This is a genomic window from Roseateles violae (assembly GCF_030410485.1).
In the GTDB taxonomy this organism is placed as follows: Bacteria; Pseudomonadota; Gammaproteobacteria; order Burkholderiales; family Burkholderiaceae_C; genus Roseateles_D; species Roseateles_D violae.
In genome coordinates, this window is record NZ_JAUHHC010000005.1 from 629,769 (window position 1) to 646,926 (window position 17,158).

Consider the following 17,158-nt stretch of genomic DNA (forward strand, 5'->3'; position numbering starts at 1 on the left):
CGCATCTGGACGACGATTGAGCCGGCCCGCGATCGACATTACAGTCCGCGCATGAGCGACGCCCTCCGCATCGACCCGCGCATCGACGCCTATATCGAGAAGTCGGCGGACTTCGCCCGGCCGATCCTGCAGCTGCTGCGCGAGCAGGTGCACCGGGCCTGCCCGGAGACGGTCGAGGCCATCAAATGGGGCATGCCGCATTTCCTGCTCGACGGCAAGATCCTCGCCGGCATGGCCGCCTTCAAGGCGCATTGCACCTTCGGCTTCTGGCAGCGCGGCGCGGCCGGCGACGAGGCGGCCGAGGGCAAGCGCTCGGAGGCGATGGGCCAGTACGGCCGCATCGAGAAGCTCGCCGACCTGCCGGCCCAGCGCGAGCTGCAGCGGCAGATCAAGCAGGCGGCCGCGCTGATCCGCAGCGGCGCCAAGTCCAGCCTCGAGCGCAAGCCGCGCCCGCGGCTGGAGGCGCCCGCCGACCTGCTGGCCGCACTGGCCGCCGACGCAAAGGCGCGCGCCACCTTCGAGGCCTTTCCGCCCGGCAAGCAGCGTGACTACATCGAATGGATCACCGAGGCCAAGCGCGAGGACACGCGTGCGAAGCGCCTGGCGCAGAGCGTCGAGTGGCTGGCCGAGGGCAAGGCCCGGCACTGGAAGTACGAGGCCTGCTGACGGCAGCTTAAAGACTGCGGCGCGTTCATTCCTTGCCGGCGCGCCAGACGGCGACAAAGGCGCTCAGCTTCTGCTGCCAGCTCAGCCGCTCGTCGGAGAGCACATCGAGGAAGTCCGACAGGCGCTTGGACTTGGCCATCGTGTAGACGGTCAGGACGATAGTCGCCAGCAGCACCGCGCCGAACAGCCAGAGCCGGCTCGACAGCGGCGCCTCGGCCTCGGCCAGCAGGTTCATGCCGAGGAAGCCGGTGGTGATCGTGCCCACCATGCCGAAGATCGTCACCACGGTCAGGCGCACAACGGTATTGGCCTGGCGGCGCAGGCTGTCGGTGTCCAGATAGCTGTTCATATCGCCGATGCGCTGCTTGACCTCGGCGTACAGCGGCTGCAGCTGCAGATGCTCGGCGCTGAGCCGGAACAGCGCGCGCGCCTGCGCCTGCTCGGCGACCTCCTGGAACCAGTAGCGGTGCGAGAAGCGCAGAAAGCCCTCGAAGCTGGCGCGGATCGCGCGCTTGAAGCGCTTGACGCTGCGCGCATCGCCGACGTCGAGCCGGCGCAGCGCCTCGGCCAGCCGGTCCGAGAACATCAGCAGCGCGGCCTTCTGGAAATGCACGATCAGAAAGATCAGGAAATGCGGATGGCGGAACTGCGCCAGCACGCCGCGGTCGCGGCAGCGGAAGAACTCGGCATCGGCGCGGCCGACGACCACCAGCGCATGGCCGCTGCACAGATAGCGGGTGTCCGGCGCGGCGCCGCCGGCGCGCCAGAAGCGGTCGTAGCAATGGCGCTGCTCGAAGTCGCTCAGGTGCTGCTCGGCATAGGGCAGGGCCGCCGCCTCCTCCGCAGCCTCGGCCGAGCCGGTGATTAGGCCCAGGCGCACGAAATCGCTGCGGCCCAGCGCGCGCGGATCGTCCAGCGCCAGATAGGCCATCAGCGGCATCCGGTAGTACTCGATCTGCCGGTAGCGCAGCGCGCCAGGCTCGGCCGAGTCGTGGCTGATCAGCGGCCGCAGCAGCCAGTCCCAGTGTGCGGCGATCTTGGGCGCGCGGTGCGCATGCACATGGGCGATGAAGCGCTCGCGCTCCATGCTGTCCGAGCGGGCCAGCACCGCGCCCTGGGCGTCCAGCCATTCGGCCTCGGCCAGGCAGTGCAGCGGCTCGCCCTGCGCGTCCCAGCCCGACGGATAGGCGCGGCCGAAGCGGTACAGCAGCTCCTGCGCCTGCGCCAGCGCCAGCCCGCCGGCTTCATGGCTGGCCTCGACATTGAGCATCACCACGTCCACGTCGACGAAGAAGTAGAGATCGACATGGACGATGTCCAGGCGCAGCGGCTCGTCCTGCGGCCGCGTGCGCAGGCGCAGGCCGCGCACGTCGTCGCGGCGGAACACCTTCAGCGCCGAGCCGCCGCCCTCGTCGAGCGCATCGCCGCCCGCGCGCTGTGCGCCGCGCCCCTCGCCATAGAGAAAGCGCTGCACATAGGGCAGGAAGGTGACGAACTCCTGGTAATGCCGCTCGTGGAAGCCGGCGGGCGCGCCGGTGTACTCGTCGATGACCTCGCGCCAGGCGCTGTCCGGCTGCGCGCGCAGCAGCTCCCAGGGCCGGCGCGGCGCACCGGTCTCGTCCTCGCCGACCGGCATCAGGCGCAGCGGCCACAGCAGGATCTGCTGCAGGCGCTGGACCGTCGGCGCGGCGGCCATCTCAGGCTCCGGGCGGCAGCGCGACGAGCCGGGCCGCCGGCGGCTGGGCGGGCTCGTCGCCGAGCAGCACCCGGTTGCGCCCCTGCTCCTTGGCGCGGTACAGCGCCTTGTCGGCCAGCATATAGAGGCGGTCGGCGCTGATCCCGCTGTCCGAGGCGGCGACGACGACGCCGGCCGACACGGTCAGCCGGAAGCGCTGGCCCTGCGGGCAGCTCAGCTCCAGCGCCTCGACGGCCGCGCGGATCTGCTCGACCAGGCGCGCCGCGCCGGGCGCATCGGTGGCCGGCAGCAGCAGGCCGAATTCCTCGCCGCCCATGCGGCCGATCACGTCCGAGCTGCGCAGCCGCGCCCGCACCTCGGCGGCAAAGGCGCGCAGCGCCGCGTCGCCGGCCGCATGGCCATGGCGGTCGTTGATCTGCTTGAAGTGGTCGAGGTCCAGCAGCGCGAAGGCGACCGGCGAGCCCTCGCGGCGACCGCGCTCCAGGCTGTGCAGCAGCAGCGCGTCGGTGGTGCTGCGGTTGACGCAGCCGGTCAGGCCGTCCAGCGTCGCCATCTCCTCCATGCGCTTGGCCACCCGCTCGAAGCAGGCCAGCACGAAGCCGAAGCCGGCGCCCAGCAGGCTCAGGAAGCCGACCAGAAAGCTCAGGCCCGGGCCCGGCCGGTCCTGCATCAGCTCGGCATACTGCTCGGGCTGCACGATCGCATGGGCACCGCGCAGGCACAGCGCCAGACAGGCGACGCCCAGCGTCAGGCCGACGGTGCGCATCGAGCCCTCGCTGCGCCAGCCGCGCGTCAGCACCAGCCAGGTGCTGGGCAGCAGCAGCAGCACCAGCAGCAGCGAGGCGGTGCCGACGCGCTGGCCGGTCGGCCAGTCGCGCACCAGGGCCAGCAGCCCCATCGCCAGCAGCATCGCGCCCCAGCGCCAGCGCGGCAGCGCTTGATCGAGCAGATAGCGGTGCAGGGCCTGGCCGTAGAGCGTGATGCCGACATACATCAGGCCGTTGCCGAGCAGCACCGAGGCGCCCAGCGGGATCCAGGGGCGCAGCGCCAGCATCGCGAAGCCGCCCAGCATCGCCCAGGAGCCCTGGGCCCAGATCCGCAGCTCCGGCTGACGCAGCGCGCCGCGCTGCGCGACCCCCAGCTGCAGCGAGAGCAGCAGGAAGCCGATCAGCAGCGCCAGCATCAGGGTCGGGACGTCGATCTTCATGGGCCGCAGCAGTGTACGGCTTCGCTCCGCGCCGGTGGGGGCCGGCACAGCGCCATCAAGCGAGCAGCCGCGCGACGACGGCGCGGGTCTCGGCCGGGTCGATCACCGCGTCGATCTCCAGCATCTCGGCCATCTGCAGCGCGCGGCCGTTGTCGACCTGGCGCGCCAGCAGCTCGTCGAACAGCGCCTGCCGCTCGGGCCCCTCGGGCAGCGCCTGCAGCTCCTTGCGATAGCCCAGGCGCACCGCGCCCTCCAGCCCCATCGCGCCGAACTCGCCGCTGGGCCAGGCCAGGCTCATCAGCGGCCGGTGCAGGCTGCCGCCGGCCAGCGCCATCGCGCCCAGGCCGTAGGCGCGGCGCAGCACGATGCTCACGACGGGCACGCGCAGGCGCGCCGCCGCGACGAAGAGCCGGCCCGAGGCGCGCACCTGGCCGCGCGCCTCCGCCGCGGGGCCGACCATGAAGCCGGGCGTGTCGATCAGGCTCACGAGCGGCAGCCCGGCGGCCTCGCAGCGCTCGAACCATTGCGCCGCCTTGCTCGCCGCCTCGGCATCGATCGCGCCGCCGTTGACCGCGCAATTGCTGACCAGCAGCGCCAGCGGCCGCCCCTCGATGCGCGCCAGCATCGTCAGCAGCGCGCCGCCATGCTCGGGCCGCAGCTCCAGCAGCGAGCCGCGATCGACCAGCGCCTCGACCAGCGGCCGCACCGCATAGGCGCGCTGGCGGTTCTCGGGGATGGCCTCGCGCAGCGCCTGCTGCTCGGCGCATTGCCAGTCGGCGCGCCGCCCCGGTTGCAGCAGGCCCAGATAGTGGCGCGCCGCGCGCACCGCGGCCGCCTCGTCCTCGACCAGCAGATCGACGACGCCATTGGCCGCCTGCACCGCGGCCGGGCCGATCTGCTCGGGCGGGAAGCGGCCCAGGCCGCCGCCCTCGACCATGGCCGGCCCGCCCATGCCGATATTGCTGTCGCGCGTCGCGATGATCAGATCGCAGCAGGCCAGCAGCGCCGCATTGCCGGCAAAGCAACGCCCGGCCGCGATGCCGATCAGCGGCACCTGGCCGGACAGCCGCGCGAAGGACGCAAAGGTCGGCACATGCAGGCCGGCGACGATGGGCATATCGCAATCGCCGGGCCGCCCGCCGCCGCCCTCGGCGAACAGCAGCACCGGCAGCCGGCGCTGCGCGGCGATCTCCAGCATGCGGTCGCTCTTCTGGTGGTTGCGCATGCCCTGGGTGCCGGCCAGCACCGTCGCGTCATAGGCCATCACGACCAGCTCGACGCCATCGACGCGGCCGATGCCGCAGACGATGCCGTCGGCCGGCGTCTGCGCGCGCAAGTCCTCCAGGCTGCGCCGGCCGCGCTGGGCGGCATAGGCGAGCGCCCCGTATTCGACCCAGCTGCCGGCGTCGAGCAGATCGGCGATGTTCTCGCGCGCGCTGCGCAGGCCCAGCGCATGGCGCTTGGCGACCGCCTCCGGCCGCGCCGCATCCAGGGTCAGGGCTTGCCGCTCGCGCCAGGCGGCCAGCGCGGGGCGCTCGCCGGCCGGCACCGCGTGTGCAGGCCCGGGTGCCGGCGCGTCGAGCCGCTGCGGCGCCAGGCGCAGCAGCGATTCCCCCTCGCGCACCGTCTCGCCGATCGCGCACAGCAGTTCGGCGACGATGCCATCGGCCGGCGCCACCAGCTCGTGCTCCATCTTCATCGCCTCCAGCACCAGCAGGGCCTGGCCGGCGCGCACCGGCTGGCCCGGCGCCACGGCCAGCTGCTGCACCAGCGCCGTCATCGGAGCCTTCAATTCGAGCATTGGATCCATCCTCCTGCTTCGACTGTAGGCCGCCGGTCGGCGCGGCGCTGCCGCCCAGATGACAGCGGCTCAGCCCTCGGCCAACAGCGCCGCCAGCGCGCGCCGCCCGCGCGGCGTCGGCCGCAGCGCACGGCTGTCGAGCTCGGGTTCCAGCCAGCGCTGGCGCAGCAGGGCCTCCAGCCAGGCCGCGCCGAGCGCGCCACCCAGATGCGGGCGGCGCTCGCTCCAGTCCATGCAGGGGCAGGCGAGCCGGCGCCGGCGCTGGCGCGCGGCGGCCACGTCGACGCCCAGCCGCTGCAGCGCCGCGGCGCCGGCCTCGCTGAGCCCGTAGTCGGTATCGAGCCAGCCCTGTGCCTGCGCATGGTCGTGCAGGCGCACGCCCCAGCCGCCGGCCAGGTGGTCGTAGCAGCGCCGCGCCTCGCGCAGGCCGTCCGGCGTGCTGGGCCTGAAGGGCGGGCGCGCCACGCCGGCGACGACCAGCAGCGCCTCCAGCGCACGGCCGACCTCGGCGTCGGCCAGCCGGTAGTAGCGGTGCTTGCCCTGGGCCAGGCAGTCGAGCAGCCCCTGCTCGAGCAGCTTGGCCAGATGGGCGCTGGCCGTCGAGGCGCCGATCTCGCCGACGGCCGCCAGCTCGGTGGCTGTGCGCGCATGGCCGTCCAGCAGGCTGCACAGCATGCGCGCCCGGGCCGGCTCGGCGATCAGCGCGGCGACCCGGGCCAGCGCGGTTTCGGCATCTGCATTCATGCTTCGATCGTAGACGAAGCGTTGTCGCCGGACCAGGCGCACAGTGCGGCCATGGATACCCGACCCGACGATGCCCTGACCCATAACGCCCAGACGGGACTGTGGGAAGTCGGCGACCCGGCGCTGGTGCGCGCGCTGCTGCAGGATGGGCGGCTGGGCGTGCGCCCGCCGGCGCAGCCGCTGCCGCCCCATCTGCAGGGCCGCCTGCTGGGACAGCTGTTCGCGCGCTGGCTGCGGCAGCGCGACGATGAGGGCCATGCAGCGGGCAAGCGCTCGCTGGTCGAGGCGCTGGACCGGCTGCCGATCGCGGCGGCGCGGGCGGCGGCGCGCAGCCAGGCGGCGATCGCCTTTGCGGCCGGCTGGAACCATGCACTGTGGGCGCTGCCGCTGGCCGGCATGGCCAGCCTGCTGGGTCTGGCTCCGGCCAATCTGGCCGCACAGCGGCGGCTGCTCGAGCAGCTGCGGGCGCTGGCGCAAGGCCTGGCCCCGGCCGCAACGCCGGCCGGCCTCGACGCCGCCGACGCTGCCTGCGCGGCGCTGCTGCAGGCCTTGGGCCCGGCGCCCTCGCTGGGCCTGCCGGCCGAGGACGAGCCGGCGAACCGGCTGGCGCTGCTGTGGCAGAGCTTCGAGGCCGGCGCCGCCCTGCTGGGCCGGGGCCTGGTCGCGCTGGCCGAGGATGCCGGGCGCCGCCGGCCCGGCCACGTCGCCGCCTGGCTGCCCGGCCTGCAGGACACCCCTGGCGTCGTGCTGAACACGCGCCGCTATGCGCGCGAGCCGCTCGCCATCGGCGCGCTCAGGCTGAATACCGGCGACGGACTGCTGCTGCGGCTGGCCGGCAGCGAGGGCGCGGCCCTGGGCTTCGGCGCGGGCCCGCACCGCTGCCCGGGCCGCTCGCTGGCGCTGGCGATCGCCGCCGAGGCGCTGGAATGGCTGCTGGAGCGGCAGCCGCCCCGCTGGCCGACGCGCTGGCAATATCTGACCCTGCCCAATGCCCGCATCGCCATCTTCGACGAGGAGTCCTTCGCATGAGCATGATCGCCGTGATCTTCGAGGTCTGGCCGACGCAGCAGGGCCGCGCCCGCTATCTGGAGCTGGCCGCCGCGCTGCGGCCCGAGCTGGAGCGCATCGACGGCTTCATCAGCATCGAGCGCTTCCAGAGCCTCAGCGCGCCGGACAAGCTGCTGTCGCTGTCCTTCTGGCGCGACGAGGCGGCCGTGCAGCGCTGGCGCACGCTGGAAACGCATCGCGCGGCGCAGAACGAGGGCCGCGCCGGCGTGTTCGCCGACTACCGGCTGCGCGTGGCCGCGGTGTTGCGCGACTACGGGCTGGCCGAGCGCGACGAGGCGCCGGCCGACAGCCGCGCGCGCCATGGCTGAAGGCCCTAGGATCGGGCATCCGGTCCCAGGAGCCCGTCTTGCCGCCCAGCGATCTCTCGATACGCGCCGAAGCGCCCGCCGATGCGGCGCCGATCGCCGCGCTGACCCGCGCCGCCTTTGCCGGCCAGCCCTATAGCAGCCAGACCGAGGCCTTCATCGTCGACGCGCTGCGCCGTGCCGGTGCCTTGAGCCTCTCGCTGGTGGCCGAAGACAAGGACGGCGGCATCGTCGGCCATATCGCCTTCTCGCCGGTGACCATCAGCGACGGCACGCCGCATTGGTACGGCCTCGGTCCGCTCTCGGTGGCGCCGGCGCTGCAGCGTCGCGGCATCGGCCAGGCGCTGGTACGCCGCGGCCTGGCCCGGCTGCGCACGCTGGGCGCCGCCGGCTGCGTGCTGCTGGGCGATCCGGCCTATTACGGCCGCTTCGGCTTCCGGCAGGAGCCGGGCCTGCGCCTGCCCGGCGTGCCCGGCGAGTATTTCCAGGCGCTGCTCACGGACGGACCGCTGCCCGGCGGCACGGTCGCCTATCACCCGGGCTTTCAGGCCCGGGGCTAGACTGTTCCCACAGGGGGCTCACATGATGAAGACGACGATGAACAGAAGGACGGTGCTGATGGCCGTCAGCACGGTGGCGCTGGCCTGCTGCGGCCGCGCCGATTCGGAGGCGATCGGCGAGGTCGACACGGTGTTCCAGTGGCTGGGGCCCGACCACAAGATCGTCGTCGAGGTCTATGACGACCCCAAGGTGCAGGGCGTTGCCTGCTATGTCTCGCGCGCCAAGACCGGCGGCATCAAGGGCGGCCTGGGCCTGGCCGAGGACAAGTCCGAGGCCTCGATCGCCTGCCGCCAGATCGGCCCGATCGCCATCGCCGGCGCGCTGCCGCAGCAGGAGGAGGTGTTCAGCGAACGCACCTCGCTGGTGTTCAAGAAACTGCGCACGGTGCGCATGGTCGACGCCAAGCGCAATACCCTGGTCTATCTGAGCTACTCGGACCGCGTGATCGAGGGCTCGCCGCAGAACAGCGTCACCGCGGTGCCGGTCGATCGCGCGCAGCCCATCCCGCTGAAGAAATAGCCCCTCATGCAAGCGACAGCCCCGTTCTTTGCGCCGGTCCACTTCGACGATGCCGAGGCGGCGCTGGCCCGCGTCGCCGAGATCCATGCGGCCGGCTGCGCCCATCTGCGCGAGGCGCTGCAGCGCTTCGTCGCCGGCGCCGATGTCGGCCCGCTGGTGCGCGCCTGCTATCCGCTGCTGCGCGTGCGCACCGACACGGTCGCGCGCGCGCCGCAGCCGGCGGACGGCGGCCTGCGCCTGGCCTATGGCTTCGTCGCCGGCCCGGGCACTTTCGAGACGACGCTGACGCGGCCGGATCTGTTCCATGACTACTACCTGCAGCAGTTCCGCCTGCTGCTGCAGAACCACCGCGTCGCGCTGGAGGTCGGCAGCAGCCACGAGCCGATCCCGCTGCACTTCGCCCTGGGCGAGCGCGAACATATCGAGGGCAGCCTGAGCCCCGAGCGGCGCCTGCTGATGCGCGATCTGTTCGACCTGCCCGACCTGGCGGCGATGGACGACGGCATCGCCAACGGCACGCATGACCCGGCCCCCGGCGAGGCGCGGCCGCTGGCCCTGTTCACCGCCGCGCGGGTCGACTATTCGCTGCAGCGCCTGCGCCACTACACCGGCACCTCGACCGCGCATTTCCAGAATTTCGTGCTGTTCACCAACTACCAGTTCTACATCGACGAGTTCCAGCGCCTGGGCCACGATCTGATGGGCCGCGCGCCCGATCCGGCGCGGCCGCACGAGCTGGACGACTGCATCGCCTTCGTCGAGCCGGGCGACGTCGTGACGCGCAGGGTCGGCTGCGAGGCCGAGGCGGACGACGCCCTGGGCCGCGTGCCGCCGCGGCTGCCGCAGATGCCGGCCTACCACCTGCTGCGGCGCGACCGCAGCGGCATCACCATGGTCAATATCGGCGTCGGCCCGGCCAATGCCAAGACCATGAGCGACCACATCGCCGTGCTGCGCCCGCATGCCTGGTTGATGCTGGGCCATTGCGCCGGCCTGCGCACGACGCAGAGCCTGGGCGACTATGTGCTGGCCCATGCCTATGTGCGCGAGGACCATGTGCTGGACGAGGAGTTGCCGCTGTGGGTGCCGATCCCGCCGCTGGCCGAGATCCAGCAGGCGCTGGAGCGCGCGGTTGCCGACGTGACCGGCCTAGCCGGCCTGGAGCTGAAGAAGATCCTGCGCACCGGCACCGTCGCCTCGACCGACAACCGCAACTGGGAGCTGCTGCCCAACAGCCGCGACGGCGGCCCCGAGCGCCGCTTCAGCCAGAGCCGCGCGATCGCGCTGGACATGGAGAGCGCGACCATCGCCGCCAACGGCTTCCGCTTCCGCGTGCCCTACGGCACCTTGCTGTGCGTGTCGGACAAGCCCTTGCACGGCGAGATCAAGCTGCCCGGCATGGCCGACCAGTTCTACCGCGCCCGCGTCGACCAGCACCTGCAGATCGGGCTGCGCGCGGTCGAGCTGCTGCGCAGCGGGCCGCTGAGCCAGCTGCACAGCCGCAAGCTGAGGAGCTTTGCGGAAGTCGCGTTTCAGTAAGCCTTGGTTCAGGACGCCAGCCAAGACCGCAGGAGGACGGGCAGGCCTGATGCTCCGTGTCCCCCGGCCTTCGGCCTCCTCCTTTACCTACGCATCAGGCCTGCCCGCCCTCCTGCTCGCGCCATGACTCAGCCGCAGCCGTCCGGCGGTGGATCAGCCGGGATGCGGGCGCATGCGCTTGCGCAGGTCAAGGAGGAGGGCCGCTTGCGGCCCGGGGGACACGGAGCAAGGGCATGCGCCCGCGTCCCGGCGCCAGCCCGCTACCCGCAAACCTGGACAAGCTACTGCAGCCCCACCCGCCCCTTCCAGATCGCCAGGATCTTGTCGCGGTCGAAGGCCCGGCCGGCCTTCATGGTCCAGGCAAGTCCTGGCAGCGGCTGTCCGGCGACGATGGGCTGCTGGAACACGACCAGGTCGGCGCGCTTGCCGGCGGCCAGGCTGCCGATCTCGGCCTCGCGGCCCAGATAGCGGGCGCCGTTCAGCGTCATGATGCGGATCGCCTGCGCGGGCTCGAAGCCGGCCTCGATCAGCAGCTCCAGCTGGCGCAGCGAGGAATAGCCGGGCACCACGCCGCCGTAGCCGGTCGGGTCCGTGCCGGCCAGCAGCAGGCCGCCGGCCTCGACGAACTGCTTTTCCCAGGCCATGGCCTTGGGCAGCAGGCGGGTCCACAGATTCGGGGCGCCGCGCTGGATCGTCGTGTAGCGGCTCACGTACTGCTCGCGCAGCTGCGGGATCAGCAGGTCCAGCGCGCCGGCGGGCGCCATCGGCCGGCCCTGGGCAAAGGTCTCGTAGATCGTCAGGGTCGAGGTGATCGCAACCTTCTTCGCGATCAGATGCGCCTGCAGGGCCTTCATGCCGGCATCGTCGACGGCCAGCGCGTCGAGCGAGCGGCCGACCGCGTCGCCGGCCGGGCAGACATCGGGCTTGCGGTCCTTGACGAAGTCGCTGGCGACCATGAAGCCATGCTCGAGATTGTCGATGCCGGCATCGGCCGCCTCGCGGTAGCTGACCGCGCACAGATGGGCGGTCATTTTCGCCTGGCGCGCGTGGGCGGCGCTCACCGCCGCGGCCAGCTGCGCGCGCGTCAGGTGCATATAGCCCTTATACGAGCTCGCGCCCTCGTCGGCCCAGTAACGCACCATGCGCTCGGCATCGGCCGCGTTCTTGATGCGCGGCACCTGGGCAACGAAGGGCGTGGCGCCGTTCAGATAGGGCGCGGTGACGTCCATGTCCGGCCCGGCGGCGGCGCCGGATTCGATGTCGCGGCGCGCGTTCAGGTCGGCATAGGGGCTCATGCTGCCGGCCGTGCGCAGGGTCGTCACGCCGCCGGCCAGATAGAGCAGCGGGAAGCTGCGGAACATCGCGCCATAGCTGCCCGATTCGACCGGGTAGAACTGGTGCTCGTGCATCAGCACGAAGCCCGGCGCGACCGCGGCGCCGCCCAGATCGCGCACGACCGCCCCGGCCGGCGCCTGCAGCTCGGCATCGGCGGCGATGCGCTCGATGCGGCCGTCGCGGATCAGGATAGCGCGCTGCGGCTGCGGCGCGGCGCCGCTGCCGTCGAACAGCTGCACATTGCGCAGCAGCAGCACGGGCGCATGGAACAGGGTCAGCTTGTCGAGTTCGGCCTGCGCCAGGGCCGGCAGCGGCGGCAGGGACAGGAGCAGCAGGGACAGCAGTTTGCGGAGGGTCGGGCGCATGGCAGGACGTGAAGAATGAACAGTTGCGCGCGATTGTCGCCAGCGGCAGCGCCGCGCTGGCATAGCGCTTGCATCGGGATTTACCAGAACCCGTCCACAAGGCGGGAGCCCTCATCCGAAAGCAGGACCCACGATGCTTCTCTCCTTCAGCACCGCCACCTCGCGACTCCATCGCCGCCCGACGCTCGACCCCGCAAGCTCTCGCCAACCGTCGACGATCGCCGTGCGCCAGCTCAATTCGCGCGATCTGCAATGGCTGCCGGCGCTGGCCGATCTGCTGATCGATGGCGTCCACCATGGCGCCAGCCTTGGCTTCCTGGCGCCGCTGTCGCGCTATGCGGCGCTGGACCACTGGCATGGCGTGTTCGCCCGGCTCGGGGCACACCAAAGCCTGTGGATCGCCTGCGAGACCACGGAGGCGGGCGACGAGGGGCCGCTGCAGGGCGCGGTCCAGCTCTCGCTGTGCCCGCGGGTCAATGCGCACCATCGTGGCGAGGTGCAGCGCCTGATGGTGCACAGCGGCGCGCGCGGCCGCGGCATCGCCAGCCAGCTGATGCACCGGGTCGAGTACGCGGCCGCCGAGCAGGGCCGCAGCCTGCTGGTGCTGGAGACGCCGGCCGGCTCGCAGGCCGAGGCGGTCTATGCGCATCTGGGCTGGCAGCGCGCCGGCGAGATTCCCGATTACGACGCCTGCGCCGAGGGGCGGCTGCATGGCAGCGCGCTGTATTACAAGCGCCTGGCGCGCCTGGTCTAGCGCGCTGAGCCGCCCGGTTAGCACGCTGCGAGCGTGCGCCAGCCGCCCGGCAATCTAGGGGTGAGCCGCGCCGGCCCGATGGCGCCGGCCTGTCGTTCTCGCTATGGTGAAGCCGGCCTCGGGCCCGCCGCGCCTATCGGCGCCTGCCCTGGCCCCAACCAGAGCAAGGAGACAAGCCGATGATGAAGCATCACCCCTCCCGCGGCTGCGCCCGCTGGGCGAGCTGTCTGGCCGCCGCGCTCGTGCTGAGCGCCTGCGGTGGCGGCGGCAGCAGCGAGAGCAGCGAATCGATATCCAAGCCGCTGGGCGCCAAGGTCGACAGCGAATCGCTGGATCATGAGGCCGCCGCCTCGCTGAGCATCGTGTCCGGCTCGGCGCAGCGCGTCTCCGGCGGCGATGCCCGCATCGCCGTGCAGTCGCCGCCGGGTCTGCGCAACAAGCTGGAGCTCTGGCTCAACGGCCGCCGGCTCGGCGATGCGCAGAGCCTGCTCGGCGAGGAGCTGGAAGGCGTCGTCAGCGGCCTGGTCAATGGCGACAACGTGCTGCAGCTGCGCCACCGCAGCGGCCCGCTGATGGACAGCCTGGCGCTGAGGAACTACCCGATCAACGGGCCGATCTTCTCCGGCCCGCAGCAATACCCGTTCGTCTGCACGACGACGCAGGGCGCGGTCGGCAAGCAGCCCAAGGTCGAGACGACGGCGCCGCCCGGCCATCCGGTCTTCGACGCCAATGGCAACAAGATCGGCTACACGCTCAGCTGCGCGATCGATACCTTCGTCACTTACTGGTACCGCAGCACGGCCGGGCAATGGAAGCTGCTGCCCAGCGGCGGCGCCGCGCCGGCCGATATGGCGCGCACGACCCTGGCCGACGGCCGCCAGGTCGACTTCGTCGTGCGCCAGGAGCGTGGCACGATCAACCGCTTCCTCTACAGCTTCGCGATGCTGGCGCCGCGCGGCGAGGCCGGCGCCGCGGCCGGCACGGCGCCGGACCTGAGCCTGTGGAACAAGCGCCTGCAGTACTGGTTCCAGGGCGGTGTCGCGATCGGCCATTCGCAGGGCACCCTGCATGGCGGCGCGATGAATGCCGACATCCTGGCCACCGGCACGGCCATCGTCCATTCCAGCGGCAACAACACCGGCACGCACTACAACCTGCAGCTGGCGGCCGAGACGGCGATGATGACCAAGGAGCGCTTCATCGAGCGCTATGGCCGGCCGCTCTACACCTATGGCCTGGGCGGCTCCGGCGGCGCGATCCAGCAGTACATCCTGGCGCAGAACGAGCCCGGCATCCTCGACGCGGCGCTGCCGGTGCAGAGCTATCCGGACATGGTCACGCAGACCATCCACGTCGGTGACTGCGAGCTGCTCGAGCACTATATGGACGCGACCGACCGCGCCAACCCGAAATGGCGGATCACCAAGAACCGCTCGCTGCTGGTCGGCCTGAACGCCGAGGACGCGGTGGCCGATCCGCTCGCCGCCGCCAAGACCGCGCTGGGCTACAGCACGGCGCCGGGCTCGACCGAATGCGTGAAGTCCTGGCGCGGCCTGAGCCCGCTGGCGATGAACCCGCTCTACGGCCAGGCACCGAACCAGGCGCTGTTCGAGCCGCAGAGCGACATCGCCGCGATCCGCTGGACCCATTACGACGATCTGCGCAATATCTATGGCGTCGATGCCAGCGGCGCGGCGCGGCCGACCTGGGACAACGTCGGCGTGCAGTACGGCCTGAACGCGCTGAAGAGCGGCAAGATCACGCCGGCCGAGTTCCTCGACGTCAATCTGAAGGTCGGCGGCTGGAAGCATCCGAGTGAGATGGTGCAGGAGGGCTTCCCCTTCCTCGGCCCGCTGAGCCCGGCCACTTTCGACCCCTGGAGCCGGCGCAATATGCGGCTCAGCCCTGCGCCGGGCGAGGCCGCGCCGCGCACCCAGGGCGACCCGATCGCGACCCGGGCCGCCTACAGCTCGGGCATGGTGTTCAGCGGCCTCATGCCGCTGCCGACCATCGACCATCGGCAGTACATGGAGCGCGAGCTCGACATGCACAACAGCCATCAATCGTTCGCGATCCGCAAGCGCGCGCTCGAGAAGATGGGCAATGCCGATCACATCGTCATCTGGTTCACCGACACCCGGCCCGGCGTGCCCAAGGCCAGCCAGAGCATGGAGGCGATCGCGGTGATGGACGAGTGGATGGCCAATATCCGCGCCAACCCGGACAAGACGCTGGCACAGAACCGGCCGGCGCGCGCGGTCGACAGCTGCTTCGACCTCAGCGGCAAGCTGATCTATGCCGGCGCTGACGCCTGGGACGGCATCCTCGACAACAAGCCGCCGGGCGCCTGCACCCAGGCCTTCCCGCTCTATGGAACATCGCGCACGGTGGCCGGCGCGCCGCTGGCCGGCGGCATCTACCAGTGCGCGCTGAAGTCGGTGGACACGGCCGTCGCCGACGGCACGTATGCGCCCTGGCAGCCGGGCGCGGCCGAGATCGCGAGCCTGAAGAAGGCCTTCCCGGACGGCGTCTGCGACTACGGCAAACCCGACCGGGCCAAGCCCTAGACGCACAGCCCGTTCAGGGCAAGAGCAGCAGCTTGCCGACAGTGCCGCGGGCCTCCAGCAGCGCATGGGCCCGCGCGCCCTCGGCCAGCGTAAAGCGCGCGGCGATGGGCACGCGCAGCGCGCCGGCCGCGACCAGCGCGAACAGCTCGTCGGCGCGGCGCTGGCGCTGCTCGGCGCTGCTCAGCACATTCCACAGGTCACCGCCGACCAGGCGCTTGGAGCCGTCCATCAGGATCCGCGGATCGACGGCCGGCGGCGGGCCGCCGGCCATGCCGTAGAACACCACCGTGCCGCCGCTGCGCAGCTGCTGCAGCGAATCGAGCACCGTCGTGCCGGTCGAGTCGTAGACCACGTCGAGATCGGCGCCGGCCGCGGGCGCCTGCAAGAGCACCTCGAAGCCCTGCTCGCGCAAGCCCTGCGCCTTGGCCTCGCTGGAGACCAGGCCCAGCATGCTCGCGCCGCGCGCGCGGCCCAGCTGCATCAGGAGGCCGCCGACGCCGCCGGCCGCCGCATGGACCAAGGCGCGCTCGCCGGCCTGCAGCGCGTGGCTGTCGCTGGCCAGGAACTGCGCGGTCAGGCCCTGCAGCAGCAGCGCCGCGGCGGTCTCGGCCGTGATCGCGTCCGGCAGCCGGATCAGGCGCTCGACATCGACCGCCACCAGCTCGGCATTGGCAAAGGGCGCGTCGGCGAAGCCGACCCGATCGCCGGCCGCGAAGCCGCTGCCCGGCGGCGCCTCGACGATCACGCCGGCGCCCTCGTAGCCGGCGATATAGGGCGGGGCGCCGCGCAGGTGGTAGCGGCCCTGGCGGCGGTAGACGTCGGCGAAGTTCAGGCCGATCGCCTGCAGCCGCAACAACGCCTGGCCGGGTGCGGGCCGCGGATCGGGCACCTCGATGTATTCGAGGACGTCGGGGCCGCCGAAACGGGAGAAGGTCAGTGCTTTCATCGCGCCATGCTAGCGCCACGACGATTAGCATCCGGGCTGGCCTCCCGCCGAAACCGCGCCGACCCGATGAAGCGATGAAGACCAGCGAGTGCATCCCGTGCCGAGAACGAGGGCGAACAGCCGCGCGCGCCGGGCGGCTGTTCGCGCAGGTCCTGCTGCTGGCCGGCATGGTCGGCGCCTTCGCGGCGGAGCCGGTGCTATGGACGCCGACCGCCATCGCGTCCGAGGACTACGAGTCCTCGCCGGCCTTCACCCCCGACGGCCGCGAGATGTTCTTCATGCGCGCCGACAAAAGCTTCCAGAACTACCGGCTGCTGTGGTCGCGCTGCGAACGAGGCGGCTGGTCCCGTCCGGTGCCGCCGCCGTTCCCGGCACCGGCGCCGGTGCTGGAAGGCGATCCCTTCGTGACGCCGGACGGCCGGCAGCTCTACTTCATCTCCTCGCGCCACGCCCATCAGGCTGGCCGCGGCAATGAGGATCTGGACATCTGGGTCGCCGATCGGCTCCCGGGCGGCGGCTGGTCGAAGACGCCCCGGCGCCTGCCGGAACCCGTCAATTCGGAGGGCTCCGAGCTGCTGCCCCGGCTGACCCGCGAGGGCGTGCTGTATTTCGGCTCCTCCCGCCCGGGCGGCCAGGGCGGCTCGGACATCTACATGGCCAGGCAGGAGCACGACGAAGCCTGGACGGTGTCGGCCGTGGCCGAGCTCAACACGCCCATGAACGAGTACGAGGCCGAGGTGTCGCTGGACGGGCGCCGGCTGGTGCTGGTTGCCGATCGCGGCGACCGCTCGCATCTGTACCTGTTCGGCCGGGCCAGCGTTTCGGATCGCTGGGTGGAGCAGCGCCGCCTGCCTGCGCTGCCGACGGTGTTCCAGGTCGGCCCGGCGCTGTCGCCCTCGGGCGACCGCCTGCTGTTCGCGCAGTCGCTGGGCCGCCGCTCCGGGGAGATCTTCCGGCTGGACCTCGAGTCCCATCCGGCGCCGTCGTGGCCGCCATCTTGCGGGCCCTGAGCGCCGCCCCGGCAGAGCGGGGCGCCACCCCTCTTGCGAGCCCGGCGCGCATGCCCTACGCTGGGGCCAGGCCGG

Annotated in this window: 15 protein-coding genes; 9 read left to right on the top strand and 6 right to left on the bottom strand. The window is 71.9% G+C overall.

The annotated features are described in order from the left end of the window. The first annotated feature begins 51 nt into the window (after positions 1-51). Positions 52-666, top strand: coding sequence for a YdeI/OmpD-associated family protein (locus QWJ38_RS20455; RefSeq protein ID WP_290360966.1), 615 nt, complete (start codon positions 52-54; stop codon positions 664-666). A 25-nt stretch (positions 667-691) separates the two neighbouring features. Here QWJ38_RS20455 and QWJ38_RS20460 read toward each other — a convergent pair whose 3' ends face one another. The 4 genes from QWJ38_RS20460 to QWJ38_RS20475 all read right to left on the bottom strand — a co-directional run bounded on the left by QWJ38_RS20460 (position 692) and on the right by QWJ38_RS20475 (position 6,114). Further along, complete coding sequence (locus tag QWJ38_RS20460; protein ID WP_290360967.1) at positions 692-2,362, bottom strand: magnesium transporter CorA family protein; 1,671 nt, start codon at positions 2,360-2,362, stop codon at positions 692-694. A 1-nt stretch (position 2,363) separates the two neighbouring features. Continuing rightward, positions 2,364-3,569 (bottom strand): GGDEF domain-containing protein, encoded by a 1,206-nt coding sequence (locus QWJ38_RS20465; RefSeq protein ID WP_290360968.1) that lies wholly within the window; start codon positions 3,567-3,569, stop codon positions 2,364-2,366. A gap of 55 nt (positions 3,570-3,624) precedes the next feature. Further along, entirely contained in the window at positions 3,625-5,361 is a 1,737-nt protein-coding gene (locus QWJ38_RS20470) for a carboxyl transferase domain-containing protein (protein WP_290361012.1), read from the bottom strand. A 78-nt stretch (positions 5,362-5,439) separates the two neighbouring features. Beyond that, positions 5,440-6,114: an ArsR/SmtB family transcription factor gene (locus tag QWJ38_RS20475; RefSeq protein WP_290360969.1), complete on the bottom strand. Its 675-nt coding sequence runs from the start codon at positions 6,112-6,114 to the stop codon at positions 5,440-5,442. 51 nt (positions 6,115-6,165) lie between these two features. On the opposite strand from QWJ38_RS20475, the gene QWJ38_RS20480 reads away from it, so the two are divergent. Genes QWJ38_RS20480 through QWJ38_RS20500 form a run of 5 tightly spaced genes read left to right on the top strand, consistent with a single transcriptional unit; the run spans position 6,166 to position 10,106 of the window. After that, on the top strand, positions 6,166-7,143 hold the full coding sequence (locus QWJ38_RS20480) for a cytochrome P450 family protein (RefSeq protein ID WP_290360970.1): 978 nt from the start codon (positions 6,166-6,168) through the stop codon (positions 7,141-7,143). Between the two features lie 2 nt (positions 7,144-7,145). Continuing rightward, the gene (locus tag QWJ38_RS20485; protein ID WP_290361013.1) at positions 7,146-7,490 is read left to right on the top strand and encodes an antibiotic biosynthesis monooxygenase family protein; all 345 of its coding nucleotides are present in this window, start codon (positions 7,146-7,148) and stop codon (positions 7,488-7,490) included. A gap of 38 nt (positions 7,491-7,528) precedes the next feature. Further along, positions 7,529-8,047, top strand: a complete 519-nt coding sequence (locus QWJ38_RS20490; RefSeq protein WP_290360971.1) for a GNAT family N-acetyltransferase — start codon at positions 7,529-7,531, stop codon at positions 8,045-8,047. 25 nt (positions 8,048-8,072) lie between these two features. Then, positions 8,073-8,567 (top strand): CreA family protein, encoded by a 495-nt coding sequence (locus QWJ38_RS20495; protein ID WP_290361014.1) that lies wholly within the window; start codon positions 8,073-8,075, stop codon positions 8,565-8,567. A 6-nt stretch (positions 8,568-8,573) separates the two neighbouring features. Beyond that, positions 8,574-10,106, top strand: coding sequence for an AMP nucleosidase (locus QWJ38_RS20500; RefSeq protein ID WP_290360972.1), 1,533 nt, complete (start codon positions 8,574-8,576; stop codon positions 10,104-10,106). Positions 10,107-10,387: 281 nt separating this feature from the next. Here the strand turns inward: QWJ38_RS20500 and QWJ38_RS20505 are convergent, their stop codons facing one another. Then, the gene (locus tag QWJ38_RS20505) at positions 10,388-11,806 is read right to left on the bottom strand and encodes an amidohydrolase family protein (RefSeq protein WP_290360973.1); all 1,419 of its coding nucleotides are present in this window, start codon (positions 11,804-11,806) and stop codon (positions 10,388-10,390) included. 133 nt (positions 11,807-11,939) lie between these two features. On the opposite strand from QWJ38_RS20505, the gene QWJ38_RS20510 reads away from it, so the two are divergent. After that, the gene (locus QWJ38_RS20510; protein ID WP_290360974.1) at positions 11,940-12,560 is read left to right on the top strand and encodes a GNAT family N-acetyltransferase; all 621 of its coding nucleotides are present in this window, start codon (positions 11,940-11,942) and stop codon (positions 12,558-12,560) included. A 179-nt stretch (positions 12,561-12,739) separates the two neighbouring features. Next, on the top strand, positions 12,740-15,127 hold the full coding sequence (locus QWJ38_RS20515; RefSeq protein ID WP_290360975.1) for a DUF6351 family protein: 2,388 nt from the start codon (positions 12,740-12,742) through the stop codon (positions 15,125-15,127). A 13-nt stretch (positions 15,128-15,140) separates the two neighbouring features. Here QWJ38_RS20515 and QWJ38_RS20520 read toward each other — a convergent pair whose 3' ends face one another. Further along, on the bottom strand, positions 15,141-16,073 hold the full coding sequence (locus tag QWJ38_RS20520) for a quinone oxidoreductase family protein (RefSeq protein WP_290360976.1): 933 nt from the start codon (positions 16,071-16,073) through the stop codon (positions 15,141-15,143). A 74-nt stretch (positions 16,074-16,147) separates the two neighbouring features. Between QWJ38_RS20520 and QWJ38_RS20525 the strand changes: the two genes are divergently transcribed. Beyond that, positions 16,148-17,083 carry a TolB-like translocation protein gene (locus QWJ38_RS20525; RefSeq protein WP_290360977.1) on the top strand — a complete coding sequence of 312 codons (936 nt, stop codon included), beginning with the start codon at positions 16,148-16,150 and terminating at the stop codon, positions 17,081-17,083. Positions 17,084-17,158: the final 75 nt, after the last annotated feature.

What these genes read in the sequence shown, in the direction of transcription:
- QWJ38_RS20475 (WP_290360969.1), bottom strand. Translation starts at nt 6,114, where the DNA reads ATGAATGCAGATGCCGAAACCGCGCTGGCCCGGGTCGCCGCGCTGATC.
- QWJ38_RS20495 (WP_290361014.1), top strand. Translation starts at nt 8,073, where the DNA reads ATGAAGACGACGATGAACAGAAGGACGGTGCTGATGGCCGTCAGCACG.
- QWJ38_RS20455 (WP_290360966.1), top strand. Translation starts at nt 52, where the DNA reads ATGAGCGACGCCCTCCGCATCGACCCGCGCATCGACGCCTATATCGAG.
- QWJ38_RS20500 (WP_290360972.1), top strand. Translation starts at nt 8,574, where the DNA reads ATGCAAGCGACAGCCCCGTTCTTTGCGCCGGTCCACTTCGACGATGCC.
- QWJ38_RS20520 (WP_290360976.1), bottom strand. Translation starts at nt 16,073, where the DNA reads ATGAAAGCACTGACCTTCTCCCGTTTCGGCGGCCCCGACGTCCTCGAA.
- QWJ38_RS20485 (WP_290361013.1), top strand. Translation starts at nt 7,146, where the DNA reads ATGATCGCCGTGATCTTCGAGGTCTGGCCGACGCAGCAGGGCCGCGCC.
- QWJ38_RS20510 (WP_290360974.1), top strand. Translation starts at nt 11,940, where the DNA reads ATGCTTCTCTCCTTCAGCACCGCCACCTCGCGACTCCATCGCCGCCCG.
- QWJ38_RS20480 (WP_290360970.1), top strand. Translation starts at nt 6,166, where the DNA reads ATGGATACCCGACCCGACGATGCCCTGACCCATAACGCCCAGACGGGA.
- QWJ38_RS20525 (WP_290360977.1), top strand. Translation starts at nt 16,148, where the DNA reads ATGAAGACCAGCGAGTGCATCCCGTGCCGAGAACGAGGGCGAACAGCC.
- QWJ38_RS20465 (WP_290360968.1), bottom strand. Translation starts at nt 3,569, where the DNA reads ATGAAGATCGACGTCCCGACCCTGATGCTGGCGCTGCTGATCGGCTTC.
- QWJ38_RS20460 (WP_290360967.1), bottom strand. Translation starts at nt 2,362, where the DNA reads ATGGCCGCCGCGCCGACGGTCCAGCGCCTGCAGCAGATCCTGCTGTGG.
- QWJ38_RS20515 (WP_290360975.1), top strand. Translation starts at nt 12,740, where the DNA reads ATGATGAAGCATCACCCCTCCCGCGGCTGCGCCCGCTGGGCGAGCTGT.
- QWJ38_RS20505 (WP_290360973.1), bottom strand. Translation starts at nt 11,806, where the DNA reads ATGCGCCCGACCCTCCGCAAACTGCTGTCCCTGCTGCTCCTGTCCCTG.